This is a genomic window from Parasulfitobacter algicola (assembly GCF_013315265.1).
GTDB classification, from domain to species: Bacteria; Pseudomonadota; Alphaproteobacteria; order Rhodobacterales; family Rhodobacteraceae; genus Parasulfitobacter; species Parasulfitobacter algicola.
In genome coordinates, this window is the sequence record NZ_JABUFE010000009.1 from 71,276 (window position 1) to 87,583 (window position 16,308).

Consider the following 16,308-nt stretch of genomic DNA (forward strand, 5'->3'; position numbering starts at 1 on the left):
ACCAAAATCGTGACCGTTGCGCGCCGCACCCTGACCAATCCGAAGTGGCCAGTATTTGGCTACAATCAGGATTGCTTGAAGGGTTCAGTATGGAATGGGCCTTTGACCGCTATAGTCGCGGCGGCACCGGAAACAGGGGACGCATCTGATGTCATATCATTCCGCCCGAGAGACGCTAAAGCCCGCACCAAACGACTTGCCGACCTATGCTGCAGTGGATCTGACGAAGGGTGCAAATCAAGCTCAGATCGTTCTTGGCGATCAAACCTACACTCTGCGGATCACGCGGACTGGCAAGTTGATCCTGACCAAATGACCAGTGCACAGGAAAAACGCGGCGGTGCACCCGTTGGCTTTATCACAGAACTTGACGGGATTGAGGCCGCTTCGGTCATCTATCTTCGGCTCTGGTGTGATGGCCCTGATGCGCAGGCGAGCGTTTGGAACGACTTCGCGTCCAGTTTTGGTGCAACTCAGGGACGTAAGGTGCTGAAATCATTTGAGCACATGTGCAATCTTTGTTCCCAGTACGGGCGCAGACCTTTGATGCGTCATTCGGTGAACTGCAAATGCCTGGGATCTGACGAATCTTGCTTTGCAAATTTCATTGCGACAGCAGTCACGGGTGATCGGGACGACGCCATGCTAATCGCAACGCTGTTGGTCCGCCCCGATATTGCCCCGCTACTGACATCCCTCGCCACTGATTTCGGTCTTGCGCTGAAACGTATGAATCTTCGTGCCCCTAAACACATGGTGGGCGAAGAACCATCACTCCACTCTCAACCAACAATTCTTCACTGACAGGACCATTAATGAAACACGCTTTTCTTTCCTCCACGGCACTGATCGTAGCCTTCGCCACGCCCGTCCTTGCAGTTGATAAGACAGAGGTGCTGGACACTTATGCTGATATCGCAGCCGCCAAGTATGAGGATAGCCTGACGACTGCGCAAACGCTTCAAACGGCTGTAAATGCGTTGGTCGCCGATCCATCGGCAGAAGCACTGCAAAATGCAAAAGATGCCTGGTTGGCGGCGCGTGTGCCTTACCAACAGACCGAAGTGTTCCGCTTCGGCAATGCCATTGTCGATGATTGGGAAGGCAAAGTGAACGCCTGGCCGTTGGATGAGGGTCTGATCGACTACGTCGATGCGTCCTATGGTGGACCATCTGACGAGAATGAATTTGCAGCATTGAACGTTATCGCCAATGCAACGTTCCCCCTGTCTGGGACAGAGATCGATGCGATGGAAATCACGCCTGACCTGTTGGAAAACACGCTGCAAGAGGCCGATGGTGTCGAAGCCAACGTCGCCACGGGCTATCATGCGATCGAGTTTCTGCTCTGGGGTCAAGATCTGAACGGTCACGAGACAGGTGCAGGCCAGCGGCCTTGGACCGATTATGCAGCAGGTGACGACTGCACCAACGGCAACTGCGACCGTCGTGGCGAATACCTGACCGCTGCAACCAACCTGCTCGTTTCTGATCTGGAATGGATGATGGCACAGTGGGCTGACGATGGTGCTGCACGTGCCGAAGTAATGTCGAACGCCGATGCGGGCCTGGCCGCCATGCTCACCGGCATGGGATCATTGTCTTATGGTGAAACGGCGGGGGAACGGATGCGCCTTGGCGTCATGTTAAACGACCCCGAAGAAGAGCATTCCTGTTTTGCGGACAACACTCACAACGATCACTACTACAATGGCATTGGTATCCAGAACGTTTACCTGGGCGAATACATCCGCGTGGATGGATCACTGGTGAAGGGGCCGTCATTGTCCGACTTAGTGACCGAAACCGACGCGACCTTGGATGCTGAAATGCAAGGCAAGCTAAGCGATGCCGTGATGGCCTTGGGTCGCATCAAGACAACCGCCGAAGCTGGTTTTGCCTACGACCAGATGCTGGAACGCGGCAATGACGCAGGCGAGGCCCTGATCATGGGCGGCGTGAACGGGTTGATCGATCAAACACGATCCATTGAGCGGGTGATCGCGGCCTTGGGCGTGGACGGGGTTGGGATCGAAGGGTCGGACAGCCTCGACGATCCAGATGCTGTGTTCCAATAAGCCCAAACAGGTCTTGCCATCATGATCATTTGTCATTGTCAGAATATTAGCGACCACGACATCAACGCAGCCGTCGACTGGATGCGTGCGTCGGATGACAAGACCATCATCACACCTGGAAAGGTGTACCGCGCACTTGGTAAAGCAGCGGAATGCGGCGGCTGTATGCCACTGTTCCTGTCCACCATGCGCACCAACGACAACCATAAAGTCCCCATGCAATTGCGGAATTTGAAAACCGCAACCACACAGGAAGAACCACATGAACGGCGACAAGAAAGTAATTGAATACCTGAACGATGCCCTGCGTAGCGAGTTGACAGCGGTGAGCCAATACTGGCTGCACTACCGTATGCAGGAAGACTGGGGTCTTGGTCATATGGCCAAGAAATCCCGTGAAGAAAGCATCGAAGAGATGAACCATGCTGACAAGATCATCGCCCGCATCCTGTTTTTGGGCGGGCATCCGAACTTGCAAAAACTGGACCCGCTGCGGATCGGCCAGACCCCCAAGGAAACCTTGGAATGCGATCTGGCCGCAGAGCATGGTGCCCGGGACTTATATATGGACGCCCGCAAGCACTGTGAGGCCGTGGGTGATTTTGTCACCAAGAATATCTTTGAGGAATTGTTGACCGATGAAGAAGGTCATATCGATTTTCTTGAGACACAACTCGACCTTGTGGCCAAACTCGGTGAAGAAAAATATGCGCAGCTCAATGCATCGAAAATGGATGAAGCCGAGTAATCTGCTGCTTGTAGTGTTGGCCACCAGCACGATAGCAACGGCTGAAACACCCGCCGAGGGGCCTTTTTGGCAGCTCGGCGATCCACATTTAAATAAAGTTCCCCGCACTGTTGAGGAAACCACACGGATTGCAGCGGTTACCGCCATTACGAGCGATTTCAGTGCACCTCATCAGTTTGAAGATAAACCTGGCGGTGCAGCAACCGTACGGGCCATGACGAATGCCAATGCGTTTTCCCAACCCTCGGGCAATATCACGTTCGAAGACCAGTTAGACTTCAGGGTTGGCAACGGGCTGTTCCGAAAACTCTGGGTGTCATCGCCTGCGTCGACTTTAGCGTCAGACGGGCTTGGGCCGCTGTTCAATGCGCGATCCTGCCAACGATGCCACATCAAAGATGGGCGGGGCCATCCGCCTGAGAATTCTGATGATAATGCTACTTCTATGTTCCTTCGCGTATCGATCCCCGGACCAGCCGACGCAGCCATTGCTGAGATCAAAGACTATATTGCCACGCTTCCCGACCCAAATTACGGAGCACAGATGCAGGAATTCGCCGTGCAGGGCCACGCATCTGAATACCGCCTCGATATCACATATGACGAAGAGATCGTGACGCTTGTCGATGGCACGCAGGTTTCGCTTCGCCACCCCACCTACAACGCGGCTGACCTTGGCTATGGTCCGCTGCACCCAGATGCTATGCTCTCCCCTCGGGTTGCCCCACAAATGATCGGGCTTGGCCTGCTTGAGGCGATCCCTGCCGCTGATATTCTGGCGAATGCCGACCCAGATGACCTGAACGATGATGGCATTTCTGGTCGTCCGAATGTGGTTTGGTCCGTTGAGTATGACCAACCGATGCTAGGACGTTTTGGCCTGAAGGCGGGCAGCCCGACCATCATGGAACAATCAGCAGCAGCCTTTGCGGGCGACATCGGAATTTCCAGCCCGCTCTTCCCAGCAGGTTCGGGTGAGTGCACAGCGGCCCAGACTCAGTGCCAAGACGCCATTCACGGGGATGGCGATGATCGTGGTACAGAAATCGACGCCGAAGGCATGGAGCTTGTGACATTCTACAGCCGTAACTTGGCCGTTCCTGCAAGGCGAGGTGCGGATGATCCGGAAGTGCTGCGCGGCAAAGAAGTTTTCTACAACACCGGCTGCACATCGTGTCACACGCCCAGCTTCGTCACCCACCGGCTTGAAGATCAACCTGAGCAAAGCTTCCAGCTCATCTGGCCCTATACCGACATGCTGCTGCACGACATGGGACCCGCACTGGCCGACAACCGCCCCGAAGCACGGGCAACAGGTCAAGAATGGCGTACCCCACCGCTTTGGGGCATTGGTCTGACCGAACAGGTAAGCGGCCACACCTATTTCCTGCACGACGGGCGCGCTCGTTCGCTATTGGAGGCCGTGCTGTGGCATGGCGGCGAGGCGCAAACGCAACGCGATGCTGTAACAGAAATGACGACAACAGACCGCGATGCATTGATAAGATTCTTGGAGAGCCTATGAAGAGATTTCTTCTGACCGCCGTGCTGGCAGCGACACCCATCACTGCAAACGCCCAAACGGCAACCATCGATGACATCGTAAACGCGCACATCCTGCCAAGATTTCAAACACTGGCGGAAACCTCTGCGCATCTGGCAACAACCGCACGGAACGACTGTTCGATCACATCGCAAACATTGCAGGCGGCATATAGCGACGCCTTCGATGCATGGGTCAGTGCCAGCCATCTGCGCTTTGGTCCGACCGAGGTGGACGACCGTGCATTCGCATTGGCGTTTTGGCCCGATAGTCGTGGCGCAACACCGCGCACACTCGCCAAACTGCTCACGGACCAAGACCCTGTTATCGCATCCGCCGAAGACTACGCCCAAGTCTCCATCGCGGCCCGTGGCTTCTACGCTATGGAGTTTTTGCTTTATGATGAAGCGTTGAGCAACATAGGCGACGCGGACGACCACTGTACGTTAATCCAGACCGTCACCACAGATATCGCCACAACCAGTGCGGCCATATTGGACGACTGGAAGACGGACTACGCGGCACGGCTATCAAGCCCAGATGCGAGTGGCACCTATCGATCCGAAGAAGAAGTACTGCAAGAATTGTTCAAGACCCTTGCAACGGGCCTACAGTTTACTTCTGAAACACGTCTGGGCCGCCCGCTTGGCACGTTCGACCGCCCTCATCCCACAAGGGCGGAAGGATGGCGATCTGGTCGCTCGGCACGTCACGTCGGTCTGAGCCTTGCAGCACTAAATGATTTAGCACTCCGTCTATCCAACGACGATCTCGACATATCAGAGCGCATCGAGACCAGCTTTGAACGCTCCATTGCGCTTCTTGCTGAATTGAACGACCCAATCTTTACTGGTGTGGCTGCACCTCAGAGCCGCCTCAAAGTTGAAGTTCTTCGACAATCCATCGACAGCATCCGCGCACTCGTTCGTGATGAGTTAGGGCCGACCCTTGGTGTTGCGGCTGGATTCAACTCTTTGGACGGTGATTGATATGGCACGTACTGGACGACGCCAATTCCTCGGTGGCTTATTAGCAGCGGGGCTGATCCCGAAACCAACTTGGGCCGATGTAGGTTCACCCGTCTTTTTATCTGCTGCTGCAACCCCAGATGGATCATACGTTCTGTGCGGCATTGATGCAGCGTTAGATGTGCGGTTTCAGATACCGCTGCCGACACGAGGCCATGCAGCAGCGGCCCATCCATCACAGCCTGAAGCTGTGGCCTTTGCTCGTCGCCCAGGCACATTTGCCATCATCATCGACTGCATAACTGGTGTTGAGAAAGCGAGAATCGATTCTCCCATGGGTCGTCATTTTTACGGACACGGAACGTTCTCGTCAGACGGAAGCCTGCTCTTCACAACAGAGAACGACTATGAGGCTGGTCGTGGTCTGATTGGCGTCTGGGACGCTCAGAATGGCTTTGCACGCATCGATGAGTGGGACAGCGGTGGTGTCGGCCCACATGACATCAAACGGCTTCCAGGAACTGACATGCTCGTCGTTGCCAACGGCGGCATTTATACTCACCCAGAAACGGGTCGCACGAAGCTGAACATCCCTACGATGGCACCAAACCTTGCCTATATCGAAGATGGGACGGTGGCCGAGATCGCTTCACTTCCTGCAGACATGCATAAGAACTCTATCCGACATTTGGCCGTTGGTCCTGAGGGGCAAGTCGCATTCGGGATGCAGTGGCAAGGCGATGGTCCCGTCGCCACACTGGTCGGCATCCATCAGATGGGACAACCAGTGCGGCTTATGACTGCCAATGCAAATGATTTACGTGCCATGCAAGGGTACGTTGGCAGTATCGTTTTGTCATCAGATGGCCACACGATTGCAGTAACTTCTCCTCGAGGCGGCTTCGTGCAAGAGTATAGTGTTGGCGTTGGCGCTCTCTCCAAATCCTCAGCAATACCCGATGTATGTGGAGCCGCAGTCCTTGGACAAAGCATCTTCGTAAGTGCTGGTACTGGAGAGATTGGACCGCTCAATACTGGTGGCCCAACCCTACAGCGTCAAATGAATGTGCAGTGGGACAACCACCTGATACCGATCTCCACGGCTTGAACGTATTCCAGTAAGCCCAACCAAAAACGCGCTGGTAACATCAGTTATGTTTGGACCTGTAAAGGCTGGCTCTATCTTGTCGCCATCCTCGATCTGCATTCCAGGCGTGTCATCGGCTGAGCGGTGAGCAACCGGATGAAACGCGACCCGGCCATCAAAGCGCTGAATATGGCCATTACCTTCCGGGCAGTACCGAAGGGCTGTATGCATCATACAGACCGTGGTAGCCAATATTGTTCTCACGACTATCAAAAGATCCTGGGCCAGCACGGGTTCAAGGTATCGATGAGTGGAAAGGGAAACTGCTACGGCAACGCCGCTATCGAAACGTTCATCAAAAACTATCAAGACCGAACTGATCTGGCGCAGGTCTTGGGAAACACTCAGGCAAGCCGAGATAGCGATCTTCGAATACATCAACGGCTTCTACAATCCGCGCCGACGACACTCAGCACTGGACTGGAAAAGCCCCGTCGCATTCGAACGGAAGGTGGCTTAAACGAACACTCGGGACAGCACAAAAACGTGACAGGTCAAGTTTGTACAAAAATTTACGTACAAAACCCGTGTACAAATTATACAAAACTGCGCGACTGTGGGTGCATCGGCCAGTTTGTGCAACGCAAAGTGGGTACGTACCTACCCACCGTACGCAGATCAGTTTATCGATTGCGCCAGACATCCAGAATATAACGGCTAACCATCAAATCCAAATGCGCCCCTCCGCCATTTTTAAACAGCGTAATTTCATCATTGGACTGGCGTTGAAAATTGCTAAGGTCATAGTAATCTGCTACCACATCTGCCCGCGCAATTGCCCCGCTTTGCAGTGGTGTTTTCAGCTCTCCGATGTGGTCGATTGTTGTAGCAAAGCTATCTACGAAAACGCGCGATTTTTGCAAGGCCTCATCATCTGCCTCGCGCATGTCAGCGCGGTAAGCGCCAATTAAATCAATGTGTTGGCCAGGTTTCAGCCACGCACCCTTGATCAATGGCTCTGTCGACATAGTGGCTGAGGTTATGATGTCAGCATCCATCACCGCCGTCTCAAGATCAGGTATATAACTGACCTTGTCATAGGACCTTACCAATGCTTTTGCCCCTTCTGGCGTTCGATTCCAGATTGTAAAATTCGCATCCGGAAAGGCAGCTCCATAAGCCTCGCGCAGACTGCGCCCAACTGTGCCCGCGCCAATGATCAAAATTGTCTTTGCATCCGGCCGCGCCAATCGTTTGGCTGCCAGTAAACTGTCACCAGCCGTTTTCCATTTCGTGACAAGATGAAAGTCGATCAGTGCCTCTAACTCACCGATTTTATTGGAAAATAAGCTGACAACACCGTTGACCATCCGCTTGCCAAGCTGCGTATTTCCAGGAAAAATCGTGGCTGTTTTTACAGCCAACCCCATCCCATCAATCCATGCCGACCGCGACAAAAGCGTATCTGGATCGCGATACAAAAATGTGTCCCCAACCTCGGCCTTTGGCAAATCATGGCCTGCGGCAATAGCATCCGTCAGATCATGCCAATCCAGCAAGTCCCCCGCGGCAATCGGAACAATCTCAATCGTCATTCGACCTCACTTGCAGATAATAAACCATGCAGTTTCAAAGCCTTACCCCAACCTGTCGCACCATCAAACCAATGCGTCTGCCATCCACGCGCGTTCGCGGCATTGATATTTTCAAGCCTATCATCGGTGAACAAAAGGCGCCCCGGCGCGATCCCACAATCTTCTTCTACCATCTGATAAATCTGCGGATCAGGCTTGGTTACCTTCATATGACCCGAGATATAGCGGCGATCAAATTCCCCAAGAAACGGGTATTTCGTTGCGGCATATTCAAAACTTTCAGCCCCGAAATTTGTCAATGCAAACACAGGCATACCCTTGCTGCGCAGCGCACGCATAAGGCGTACAGAATGATCAATCATGGGTGATGCCATTTCGATCCAATGGTCATGCCACATCCGAATTTCATCGCGCCATTCAGGATAATCTTCGGCCGTAGTATAAATTGTATCGGTAAAGTGTTCGCCCTGATCCACGCGATCATTCATGGCATGTAAATCAACCGCTTCAAACATCGCGCGGCGACGTTCAATACCAATTTTGGCATCATAAAATCGCTCAGGCTGCCATTCGATCAGCACATTTCCAATATCAAAAATAACTGCTTGAATTGTCATGCTATATCCCTTTTTGCGCCTTGCACTTCGCGTTCCAATGCATCCAGAAATCTGGACCGATCCGCCTTGCTAAATGCCTTACCGCCACCTTGCCTGAACGGATCCGCCGCGCGCAAATCAGTCATCAAATCCCGCGTAGCAAGCTGCTGTCCGATATTTGACGGCGTAAAGATTTCACCATTATGACGCACCACTCGCGCACCCGCAGCGATACACTTTGCCGCCAAAGGAATATCGCCCGTAATCACCACATCCCCACGCCCTGCCCGATCCGCAATCCACATATCCGCAATATCGGGTCCGTCGGGTACGATAACAGTTTCAACAAAAGGGTTCTGTGACGGCCGCAAACCGCCGTTGCTGACGATATATAGCATTAGTTTGTGGCGTGTTGCGACCCGTTCTGCCTCGGACTTGACCGGGCAGGCGTCTGCGTCGACATAGATCATCCGTACAGCGCATCGGCATGAAAGGCGATGTGATCCTCCATGAAGCTTGAGATGAAGAAATAGCTGTGATCATAGCCTTTGTGCAGTCTGAACACTGCCTCTTGGCGTCGCTCTGCGATGGCATGTGCCAAAGCTTCGGGCATAAGTAAATCCAGAAACTGATCGCTGCCGCCCTGATCAATTAGCATCGGGCCGTCAAAGCCTTTATCCCGCATAAGCAATGTTGCATCATGGCCAACCCATTTACTTTCATCACTTCCCAAATATGCGCCAAGCTGCTTTCGGCCCCATTCTGACATGGTGGGGTGAGCAATCGGGGCGAACGCAGATACGGATTTAAACCGATCTTGCAGTGTCATTGCAATCGTCAGTGCGCCATGCCCACCCATTGAATGGCCAGTAATGGACTGTCGGTCAGGATCTATCGCGAATTCCTTAGTCACCAAACCCGGCAATTCATCTATGATATAATTCCACATTTGAAAATGTGAGGCCCAAGGTGATTGGGTGGCGTTGACGTAAAAGCCCGCCCCTTGCCCCAGATCGTAAGCTTCGTCATCAGCCACACCTTCACCGCGGGGGGACGTATCAGGGAATATGATTGCAATCCCCTGCTCTGCCGCCCAGCCCTGTGCTGCGGATTTATCCATTGCATTGGCATGTGTGCAGGTCAGGCCGGATAAATACCACAGAACCGGAACCGGGCCATCGTCCGCTTCGGCAGGCAAGAACAGGCCAAAGGTCATATCGCAGGCAGATATCTTTGACATATGGCTGTACACGCCCTGTACACCACCGAAACATTTGTTTTCAGATAGAATTTCCATGTCGCTCCCCTGCCTTTTTAGATGGCTAACTTACTGGCTTGCGCTTGTCACGTATCGAATATCCCCATAATGAAACCCGACACCAGATACATACCAAAGCCGCAATGTTTTCAGTCTATATCAGAAAAAACAGGGTTCAGCGCATCCAGAAACCTTCGCGTTTGATTTTATTGCGTATCAGTTGTTCACGTTTAGGAAGATGGTTTTGATCAAACAAAGCACGGACCTTCTGCCCCCTACTTTGGAAAACCATGCGTTTTATCGGATCATGACCTTTAAGAACCTTCTTGATCTTGTTTGGCGCCGCAACATTTTCCAATACTTCGATGGTGCGGTCAGACTCGCGTGCGTACAGCAATGGGAAAAAGCGGTAATGACAGCTGACATCACCATCCAGTAGATTAGGTGGCAATGTATCCCGCCCCCCATTCAATGACTGGATCACAAGCGGCAGTGCGATTTGATCCAACCACGGATCAACTGACTGGCATGCAACTTCCGGGGGCGGCGCGTCGCGAATGCTTAGCGTGTATTCCAAAAACCGTTGCCCAAACTCGTGCGGGCATCGGTAAAAAAACCAACCTGCATTGAAATACAAATAGCGCCGCCAGTAATCTGCAGCGTGTTCAAGGTTCAGCGATGCCTCAAAATCCAAACCGAATTTATCATAAAGCGATTTCCAGATCTCAGCATATCCCGGGCCATAAAGATCGATCTTTGGCCATGTTCCTTCGACCCGGGATGACGCAGATGGTTTATTGAAATCAAATGGAACCTGACAAATATCGCCCGTTATCAGCGTATCTGTATCAAAGAAAACAAACGGTTCGCCTTTGGGCAGGGCCTTTAATCCTTCAATCTTATTTCCATAAGGATAAGACTGCCCGAAATGATTATTCTCAAACGGGACAATCTCTGCGCCCAATGTGTTTAGCGTTTGCAAGACATCTTTTGATTTTATCCGCGGATCATCATTCCACAGTTTGCCTGGCTGCGGTTCAGCGATGATCAGGCGCCCCGCAAAATCAGGCGCCATCTGACGAAGAGACGCTGCAAAAAGAACCGCTTCATACATCAATCGGCCCGACTGGCCTACAATCATGATATTAAAGGTCTGTTTGGTATGTTTTAAAGCGGACATGCAGATCCTGCGAGACTTTCACCTGACACTCATACCATGTTGCAGATGACTGATAAAAGCTACTGAAACAAAAACAGCAGGGCAAATAACCCCGCTGTCATCAATTTTTCTGGTTTTAAAAAGTTAGCTGCCCCAGATGTAGACGGCCGCAAAAAGAAACAGCCATACGACATCTACGAAATGCCAATACCATGCTGCTGCTTCAAAACCGATGTGCTTTTCTGCCGTAAAGTGGCCTGCACGAACACGCAAATAGCAGATAAATAGGAAAATCGTACCGATTATGACGTGGGCACCGTGAAAGCCAGTGGCCATAAAGAAGTTCGAAAAGAACTTATCGCCGCCGAAAACCCAATCTTGTTGGACCAGAAGATACCAGTATTCATAACCCTGCAAACCTGTGAATGCGATGCCCAGAACGACACCAAGCAGAAGCCCGTGTTCAACATCTTTACGGCTTTCGTTATGTACCAATGCATGGTGTGCCCATGTCACTGCCGCGCCAGAGCAAAGCAAAACCAGTGTGTTAATCAAAGGCAAGTGGAATGGATCCACCGAATACATATCGGGTGTAATGTATTCTGAGCCGACATAGGTATCCATGGGGTACATGGCATGCTTGAAAAAGCTCCAGAACCATGCGGCAAAGAACATGATCTCGGACATGATGAACATGATGAAACCATAACGCAGACCGATACGAACAACGGGCGTATGATCCCCTGCCTGGCTTTCAGCGATCACATCGGACCACCATGCAAACATGACATAAAGCACACCCGAAAGGCCGATCAGAAACAGCCAAGGGCCGTTATTATGCATCCAGAATACGGCACCAAACAGCATTGCAAAAGCACTGACCGATGCCAAGAGAGGCCAGATTGAGGGCGGCAAAATATGATAGTCGTGGTTTTTGGCGTGTGCCATGTCTTATCCCTCAGTTTTTTAGTTCACACTTGTTGTTTCAGTTTTCAAAGCGGCCTGCGTTTCGGGCAGATCAATCTGATAGAAGGTATAGCTAAGCGTGATGGTATGCACAAACTTGCCTTCGCGGTCATTAACAATGTCGGGGTCGACATAGAATGTAACGGGCATCTGCACACGTTCACCTGGCTGTAAAATCTGTTCTTCAAAGCAAAAACACTGGATCTTTGAAAAATAAGCGCCGGCTGCATAGGGCGTCACATTATAACTTGCCGTTCCAGCGATAGGGCGATCTGTCGGATTATACGCCTCATAAAATGCCAGGCCGGTTTGGCCGATACGGATTTCCATCTGACGTTCAACGGGTTTAAAACTCCATGGCATATTACGGTCAAGTGATGCATCGAAACGCACCTTGACCGTACGATCCAGTATCAAATCACTTTCACCGTCGGCCACATTCGTTGTGCCGCCATATCCTGTCACACGGCAAAACCAATCGTAAAGCGGAACAGACGCCCAAGCCAAAGCGCCCATAAAAACAACGACTGCAACAGTTTGCATCAGCGTCTTATGAATACCGTCAAGCTTCATCAATTAATCTCAACCAGTTCAGGACGTGGGGCGTGATCATAGGCTTGCAGGCTGCCACCAGACGTCACTTTGACAATGGTAAGTCCGAAAACAATTACGATTAGACAAACCAGCACGCTAAACAAGGCCCAGTTTCGGCCAAGGCGACGTTCATGCAGTTCATGATCTTTGCGAAAATAGCTCATGACCATCCCCCCAAACCGTATGGGCGCAGAACTGCTTCCAAAAGCAAAGCCCCGAAGTGCAGAAATAAATACAATATCGAGAATTTGAAAACGGACTTTTCGACTTTATAACCATCTGCTTCGGCTGTTGTTTCATCACGCCGCCAGATATCGAAAGCCCCCTTGATAAACCATGCGTTCATCAAGACAGCCGCGACAAGATAGATGGGCCCACCAATAGATGTGAAAGCGGCGCCCACAGCAACAGGGGCCAGCAGAAGCGTATATGCGATGATATGGCGACGTGTTGATTTGCGGCCATGGGTAACCGTTAGCATCGGCACGCCTGCATCTTTATAATCCGACTTCATGAACAAGGCCAAAGCCCAGAAATGTGGCGGCGTCCACATAAAGATCAACGCAAACATCAACACGCTTTCAACCGAAATACTGCCTGTTGCGACCACCCAGCCAATCATTGGTGGAAACGCGCCCGCCGCACCGCCGATAACGATGTTCTGCGGGGTCGAGCGTTTTAGCCACATGGAATAGATAACGGCATAGAAAAAGATTGTAAACGCAAGCAGAAAAGCCGCGGCAAAGTTCGCAGCCAAGGCCAAAAACACGACAGAAAAGCCTGACAATGCAAGGCCGACAGCAAGCGCTTCGTTACGGTGTACCTTTCCAGCTGGCACAGGTCTTTTCTGAGTGCGACGCATAATCTGGTCGATGTCTGCATCCCACCACATGTTCAACGCACCCGATGCGCCCGCACCAATCGCGATGAACAGGATCGAACAGAAAGCAACGAAAGGATGAACCGGAACCGGGGCAACGATCAAACCAACCAAAGCTGTGAAAACGACCAGTGACATCACACGTGGCTTCAACAGTGCAAAATAATCACCAAAGCTGGCGTCACCATTGCCCGCGATACTGTCTTGATCAAAGCTTGCGTCGCTCATTCATATGTCCAGTCGTTCGGCCGATAAGCCGGTTAAAGCTGCCAATCTGGGTTTTCTTTAGCGTTTTCCAGCCATTCAGCATAGGCTTCTTCACTGACCACTTTCACAGTGATTGGCATATAGGCGTGAGAAACGCCGCATAGTTCTGAACATTGGCCAAAGTAAATGCCTTCACGATCAGCTGAAAACCACAGCTCGGCCAAACGGCCCGGAATGCCGTCCTGCTTGACGCCAAACGCAGGTATTGTCCAGGAATGGATCACGTCCCCACCCGTTACCTGCATCACAACAGTTTTGCCAACCGGAACGACAACGGCGGTATCTGTCGCCAAAAGCCATTCATCACGGCTGTATCCGGCACGAACCAGCTTTTCTTCCATGCCAGCACTTAAGACATATGGTTGCACGTCATCCCCATCTTCCGCAGTCAATGTCGCGGGGTGACCAATCATATAGCTGTCAAAGTAAAAGCCGTGATCCACATACTCATAACCCCAAAACCATTGATAGCCTGTCACCTTGATCGTGATGTCAGCTTCGGGAATTTCCTGTTGCTTAAACAAAATGGGCAGTGAAAAGGCGCCAATGAAGACAAGAATTAAGATAGGAACGATCGTCCATGCAATCTCAAGCGGGGAATTATGTGTAAACGTTGCAGGCGTTGGATTACGGTGACGATTATAAAATATCACAACCGCAGCCAAAAGTCCGACCACGCCAATCACAATCGCCGTTAAAATCACCATCAGCATACCGTCCAGCCATTGCAGGTCTGATGCCAGTTCAGTTGCGGCGGTTTGAAACCCCATGCCCGCGTCTGTTGGCGCGCCCACAACTTCAAGATCCTGATTGACCTCTTGCGCAAATGCAGTGGTTGCTGTGAAAAAAGCCGTAAGGCTTGCAAAAAACGTCCAAAGTCGCATGTACCGGTTCCCGTTCGATAGTGGGCAACATTATGTTACCTCATGCATGGTTTTGCTGCTTTCGCAGAATCCCGTTGTCTTATTGGCGGTTAAAACCATATCCTGCAATGCATCTCAAGCCACAGCGTTGCGGCAAACAGACGCTTTTTTGATCCAGATCACCTAAGAAGGAGCTTTCGCCATGTCTTCCCTCCCTTTTCGGCCCTTCGAAAATGCGCTTGATCAGGATCAGGCGCTGCATCTTTTGCGCACGGCCGTCGGCGGCGCAGATGACGGCGAATTATTTCTGGAACGCCGCAGATCCGAGGTTTTGTCCTTTGACGACGGGCGCGTGAAAACAGCCAGTTATGATGCATCCGAAGGCTTCGGCCTGCGCGCCGTAAAAGGCGAAGTCGCCGGTTATGCCCACTCAACCGAAATCAGCGAAACCGCGATAAAACGCGCTGTTGAAACGGCGCGGCTTGCTGTTGGTGATGGCGGCGGCACATTGGCTGATGCGCCCGCACTGACCAATCAGAAACTTTATACCGATACCGACCCAATGGAGGCCGCAGTTTTTTCGGTCAAAATCGATACCTTGCGGGAAATCGATGCGTTTGCCCGCGATCTGGACAGCCGTGTGATTCAGGTTTCAGCGACACTTGCCGCATCTTATCAAGAAGTTGAAATCCTGCGACCAGAAGGTGTAATTGTGCGCGATGTTCGACCGATGGCACGACTAAATGTATCAATCATCGTTGAACAGAATGGGCGCCGTGAAACTGGATCAGCTGGTGGAGGTGGGCGATATGGCTTGGACGGTTTGATCGCGCGGAATCACTGGGAACAAACCGCACGTGAAGCTTTGAGGATAGCGCTGGTGAACCTTGATGCTGTCCCTGCCCCCGCAGGCGTCATGGATGTTGCATTGGGCGCCGGCTGGCCCGGTATTTTGCTGCACGAAGCTGTGGGCCATGGGCTGGAAGGCGATTTTAATCGCAAGGGCACGTCCGCTTTTGCAGGGCTTATGGGCCAGCGCGTTGCGTCGAAGGGTGTGACTGTGTTGGATGATGGAACAATACCGGATCGCCGTGGATCATTGACCATTGACGACGAAGGCACGCCATCGGGTAAAAATGTACTAATTGACGACGGTATTTTGGTGGGCTTTATGCAGGATCGTCAGAATGCACGGCTAATGGGTGTGGATGCCACAGGTAATGGGCGGCGTGAAAGCTATGCGCATATCCCGATGCCGCGTATGACCAATACCTATATGCTGGGAGGCGACACCGACCCTACTGAAATCGTGGCCGATGTGAAAAACGGTATTTATGCCGTCGGGTTTGGCGGGGGTCAGGTTGATATCACAAACGGCAAGTTCGTGTTCAGCTGTACCGAAGCATATCAGGTTGAAAACGGTAAGATCGGCTCACCGGTTAAAGGTGCCACCCTGATCGGCGACGGGGCCACCGCCATGCAACAAATCCGTGCAATCGGTAACGACATGAAGCTGGACCCCGGCATGGGAAATTGTGGAAAACAGGGGCAATGGGTTCCGGTCGGTGTCGGACAACCGACGCTGTTGATCGGCGGACTTACGGTCGGGGGGTCAGCCACCTAGTCAACAATCATATGGCGAACTCGTCTAAGCATCTTCGCTTGTTTACGGATGATTAACCACACCAAACTAAAAGTGATTCTGC

The 16,308-nt window shown here is 52.0% G+C and carries 19 protein-coding genes and 1 pseudogene; 10 read left to right on the top strand and 10 right to left on the bottom strand.

The window, feature by feature from the left end:
* The first annotated feature begins 148 nt into the window (after positions 1–148).
* From hemP to HRQ87_RS14335, 9 genes and pseudogenes are all read left to right on the top strand, one after another.
* The gene (gene hemP / locus HRQ87_RS14295) at positions 149–316 is read left to right on the top strand and encodes a hemin uptake protein HemP (RefSeq protein ID WP_174139121.1); all 168 of its coding nucleotides are present in this window, start codon (positions 149–151) and stop codon (positions 314–316) included.
* Positions 313–804 (top strand): hypothetical protein, encoded by a 492-nt coding sequence (locus tag HRQ87_RS14300; RefSeq protein WP_174139122.1) that lies wholly within the window; start codon positions 313–315, stop codon positions 802–804. Before hemP ends, HRQ87_RS14300 begins: the two co-directional genes overlap by 4 nt.
* 11 nt (positions 805–815) lie before the next feature.
* Positions 816–2,078 carry an imelysin family protein gene (locus HRQ87_RS14305; RefSeq protein WP_174139123.1) on the top strand — a complete coding sequence of 421 codons (1,263 nt, stop codon included), beginning with the start codon at positions 816–818 and terminating at the stop codon, positions 2,076–2,078.
* 21 nt (positions 2,079–2,099) lie between these two features.
* Positions 2,100–2,366, top strand: a complete 267-nt coding sequence (locus tag HRQ87_RS14310; protein WP_174139124.1) for a (2Fe-2S)-binding protein — start codon at positions 2,100–2,102, stop codon at positions 2,364–2,366.
* A complete protein-coding gene (bfr, locus tag HRQ87_RS14315) occupies positions 2,341–2,826 on the top strand; it encodes a bacterioferritin (protein ID WP_174139125.1) in 486 nt (161 codons plus the stop codon). The genes HRQ87_RS14310 and bfr overlap by 26 nt, the downstream gene beginning before the upstream one ends.
* Complete coding sequence (locus HRQ87_RS14320) at positions 2,813–4,351, top strand: di-heme oxidoreductase family protein (protein WP_174139126.1); 1,539 nt, start codon at positions 2,813–2,815, stop codon at positions 4,349–4,351. Before bfr ends, HRQ87_RS14320 begins: the two co-directional genes overlap by 14 nt.
* Positions 4,348–5,358: an imelysin family protein gene (locus tag HRQ87_RS14325; protein ID WP_174139127.1), complete on the top strand. Its 1,011-nt coding sequence runs from the start codon at positions 4,348–4,350 to the stop codon at positions 5,356–5,358. The genes HRQ87_RS14320 and HRQ87_RS14325 overlap by 4 nt, the downstream gene beginning before the upstream one ends.
* 1 nt (position 5,359) lies before the next feature.
* Positions 5,360–6,445, top strand: a complete 1,086-nt coding sequence (locus HRQ87_RS14330; RefSeq protein ID WP_174139128.1) for a DUF1513 domain-containing protein — start codon at positions 5,360–5,362, stop codon at positions 6,443–6,445.
* 15 nt (positions 6,446–6,460) lie between these two features.
* Positions 6,461–6,944, top strand: a pseudogene (locus tag HRQ87_RS14335) (IS3 family transposase); the annotation flags it as partial.
* 163 nt (positions 6,945–7,107) lie between these two features.
* On the opposite strand, the gene HRQ87_RS14340 reads toward HRQ87_RS14335, so the two are convergent.
* The 10 genes from HRQ87_RS14340 to coxB all read right to left on the bottom strand — a co-directional run bounded on the left by HRQ87_RS14340 (position 7,108) and on the right by coxB (position 14,623).
* The gene (locus HRQ87_RS14340) at positions 7,108–8,019 is read right to left on the bottom strand and encodes an ornithine cyclodeaminase family protein (protein ID WP_174139129.1); all 912 of its coding nucleotides are present in this window, start codon (positions 8,017–8,019) and stop codon (positions 7,108–7,110) included.
* Positions 8,016–8,636, bottom strand: coding sequence for an HAD family hydrolase (locus HRQ87_RS14345; RefSeq protein ID WP_174139130.1), 621 nt, complete (start codon positions 8,634–8,636; stop codon positions 8,016–8,018). The genes HRQ87_RS14340 and HRQ87_RS14345 overlap by 4 nt, the downstream gene beginning before the upstream one ends.
* Positions 8,633–9,085, bottom strand: a complete 453-nt coding sequence (locus HRQ87_RS14350) for a YaiI/YqxD family protein (RefSeq protein WP_174139131.1) — start codon at positions 9,083–9,085, stop codon at positions 8,633–8,635. Before HRQ87_RS14350 ends, HRQ87_RS14345 begins: the two co-directional genes overlap by 4 nt.
* Positions 9,082–9,912, bottom strand: a complete 831-nt coding sequence (fghA, locus tag HRQ87_RS14355; RefSeq protein ID WP_174139132.1) for an S-formylglutathione hydrolase — start codon at positions 9,910–9,912, stop codon at positions 9,082–9,084. Before fghA ends, HRQ87_RS14350 begins: the two co-directional genes overlap by 4 nt.
* Before the next feature lie 136 nt (positions 9,913–10,048).
* Positions 10,049–11,053, bottom strand: coding sequence for a hypothetical protein (locus tag HRQ87_RS14360; RefSeq protein WP_174139133.1), 1,005 nt, complete (start codon positions 11,051–11,053; stop codon positions 10,049–10,051).
* A gap of 123 nt (positions 11,054–11,176) precedes the next feature.
* Complete coding sequence (locus HRQ87_RS14365) at positions 11,177–11,980, bottom strand: cytochrome c oxidase subunit 3 (protein ID WP_174139134.1); 804 nt, start codon at positions 11,978–11,980, stop codon at positions 11,177–11,179.
* Positions 11,981–11,998: 18 nt separating this feature from the next.
* Positions 11,999–12,571: a cytochrome c oxidase assembly protein gene (locus HRQ87_RS14370; RefSeq protein ID WP_174139135.1), complete on the bottom strand. Its 573-nt coding sequence runs from the start codon at positions 12,569–12,571 to the stop codon at positions 11,999–12,001.
* Complete coding sequence (locus HRQ87_RS14375) at positions 12,571–12,756, bottom strand: hypothetical protein (RefSeq protein WP_174139136.1); 186 nt, start codon at positions 12,754–12,756, stop codon at positions 12,571–12,573. Before HRQ87_RS14375 ends, HRQ87_RS14370 begins: the two co-directional genes overlap by 1 nt.
* Positions 12,753–13,700, bottom strand: a complete 948-nt coding sequence (gene cyoE / locus HRQ87_RS14380; RefSeq protein WP_174139137.1) for a heme o synthase — start codon at positions 13,698–13,700, stop codon at positions 12,753–12,755. The genes HRQ87_RS14375 and cyoE overlap by 4 nt, the downstream gene beginning before the upstream one ends.
* 32 nt (positions 13,701–13,732) lie before the next feature.
* Entirely contained in the window at positions 13,733–14,623 is an 891-nt protein-coding gene (gene coxB, locus HRQ87_RS14385; protein WP_174139138.1) for a cytochrome c oxidase subunit II, read from the bottom strand.
* A 181-nt stretch (positions 14,624–14,804) separates the two neighbouring features.
* On the opposite strand from coxB, the gene tldD reads away from it, so the two are divergent.
* Complete coding sequence (gene tldD / locus HRQ87_RS14390) at positions 14,805–16,226, top strand: metalloprotease TldD (protein ID WP_174139139.1); 1,422 nt, start codon at positions 14,805–14,807, stop codon at positions 16,224–16,226.
* Positions 16,227–16,308 lie beyond the last annotated feature (82 nt).

What these genes read in the sequence shown, in the direction of transcription:
- hemP (WP_174139121.1), top strand. Translation starts at nt 149, where the DNA reads ATGTCATATCATTCCGCCCGAGAGACGCTAAAGCCCGCACCAAACGAC.
- HRQ87_RS14300 (WP_174139122.1), top strand. Translation starts at nt 313, where the DNA reads ATGACCAGTGCACAGGAAAAACGCGGCGGTGCACCCGTTGGCTTTATC.
- HRQ87_RS14305 (WP_174139123.1), top strand. Translation starts at nt 816, where the DNA reads ATGAAACACGCTTTTCTTTCCTCCACGGCACTGATCGTAGCCTTCGCC.
- HRQ87_RS14310 (WP_174139124.1), top strand. Translation starts at nt 2,100, where the DNA reads ATGATCATTTGTCATTGTCAGAATATTAGCGACCACGACATCAACGCA.
- bfr (WP_174139125.1), top strand. Translation starts at nt 2,341, where the DNA reads ATGAACGGCGACAAGAAAGTAATTGAATACCTGAACGATGCCCTGCGT.
- HRQ87_RS14320 (WP_174139126.1), top strand. Translation starts at nt 2,813, where the DNA reads ATGAAGCCGAGTAATCTGCTGCTTGTAGTGTTGGCCACCAGCACGATA.
- HRQ87_RS14325 (WP_174139127.1), top strand. Translation starts at nt 4,348, where the DNA reads ATGAAGAGATTTCTTCTGACCGCCGTGCTGGCAGCGACACCCATCACT.
- HRQ87_RS14330 (WP_174139128.1), top strand. Translation starts at nt 5,360, where the DNA reads ATGGCACGTACTGGACGACGCCAATTCCTCGGTGGCTTATTAGCAGCG.
- HRQ87_RS14340 (WP_174139129.1), bottom strand. Translation starts at nt 8,019, where the DNA reads ATGACGATTGAGATTGTTCCGATTGCCGCGGGGGACTTGCTGGATTGG.
- HRQ87_RS14345 (WP_174139130.1), bottom strand. Translation starts at nt 8,636, where the DNA reads ATGACAATTCAAGCAGTTATTTTTGATATTGGAAATGTGCTGATCGAA.
- HRQ87_RS14350 (WP_174139131.1), bottom strand. Translation starts at nt 9,085, where the DNA reads ATGATCTATGTCGACGCAGACGCCTGCCCGGTCAAGTCCGAGGCAGAA.
- fghA (WP_174139132.1), bottom strand. Translation starts at nt 9,912, where the DNA reads ATGGAAATTCTATCTGAAAACAAATGTTTCGGTGGTGTACAGGGCGTG.
- HRQ87_RS14360 (WP_174139133.1), bottom strand. Translation starts at nt 11,053, where the DNA reads ATGTCCGCTTTAAAACATACCAAACAGACCTTTAATATCATGATTGTA.
- HRQ87_RS14365 (WP_174139134.1), bottom strand. Translation starts at nt 11,980, where the DNA reads ATGGCACACGCCAAAAACCACGACTATCATATTTTGCCGCCCTCAATC.
- HRQ87_RS14370 (WP_174139135.1), bottom strand. Translation starts at nt 12,571, where the DNA reads ATGAAGCTTGACGGTATTCATAAGACGCTGATGCAAACTGTTGCAGTC.
- HRQ87_RS14375 (WP_174139136.1), bottom strand. Translation starts at nt 12,756, where the DNA reads ATGAGCTATTTTCGCAAAGATCATGAACTGCATGAACGTCGCCTTGGC.
- cyoE (WP_174139137.1), bottom strand. Translation starts at nt 13,700, where the DNA reads ATGAGCGACGCAAGCTTTGATCAAGACAGTATCGCGGGCAATGGTGAC.
- coxB (WP_174139138.1), bottom strand. Translation starts at nt 14,623, where the DNA reads ATGCGACTTTGGACGTTTTTTGCAAGCCTTACGGCTTTTTTCACAGCA.
- tldD (WP_174139139.1), top strand. Translation starts at nt 14,805, where the DNA reads ATGTCTTCCCTCCCTTTTCGGCCCTTCGAAAATGCGCTTGATCAGGAT.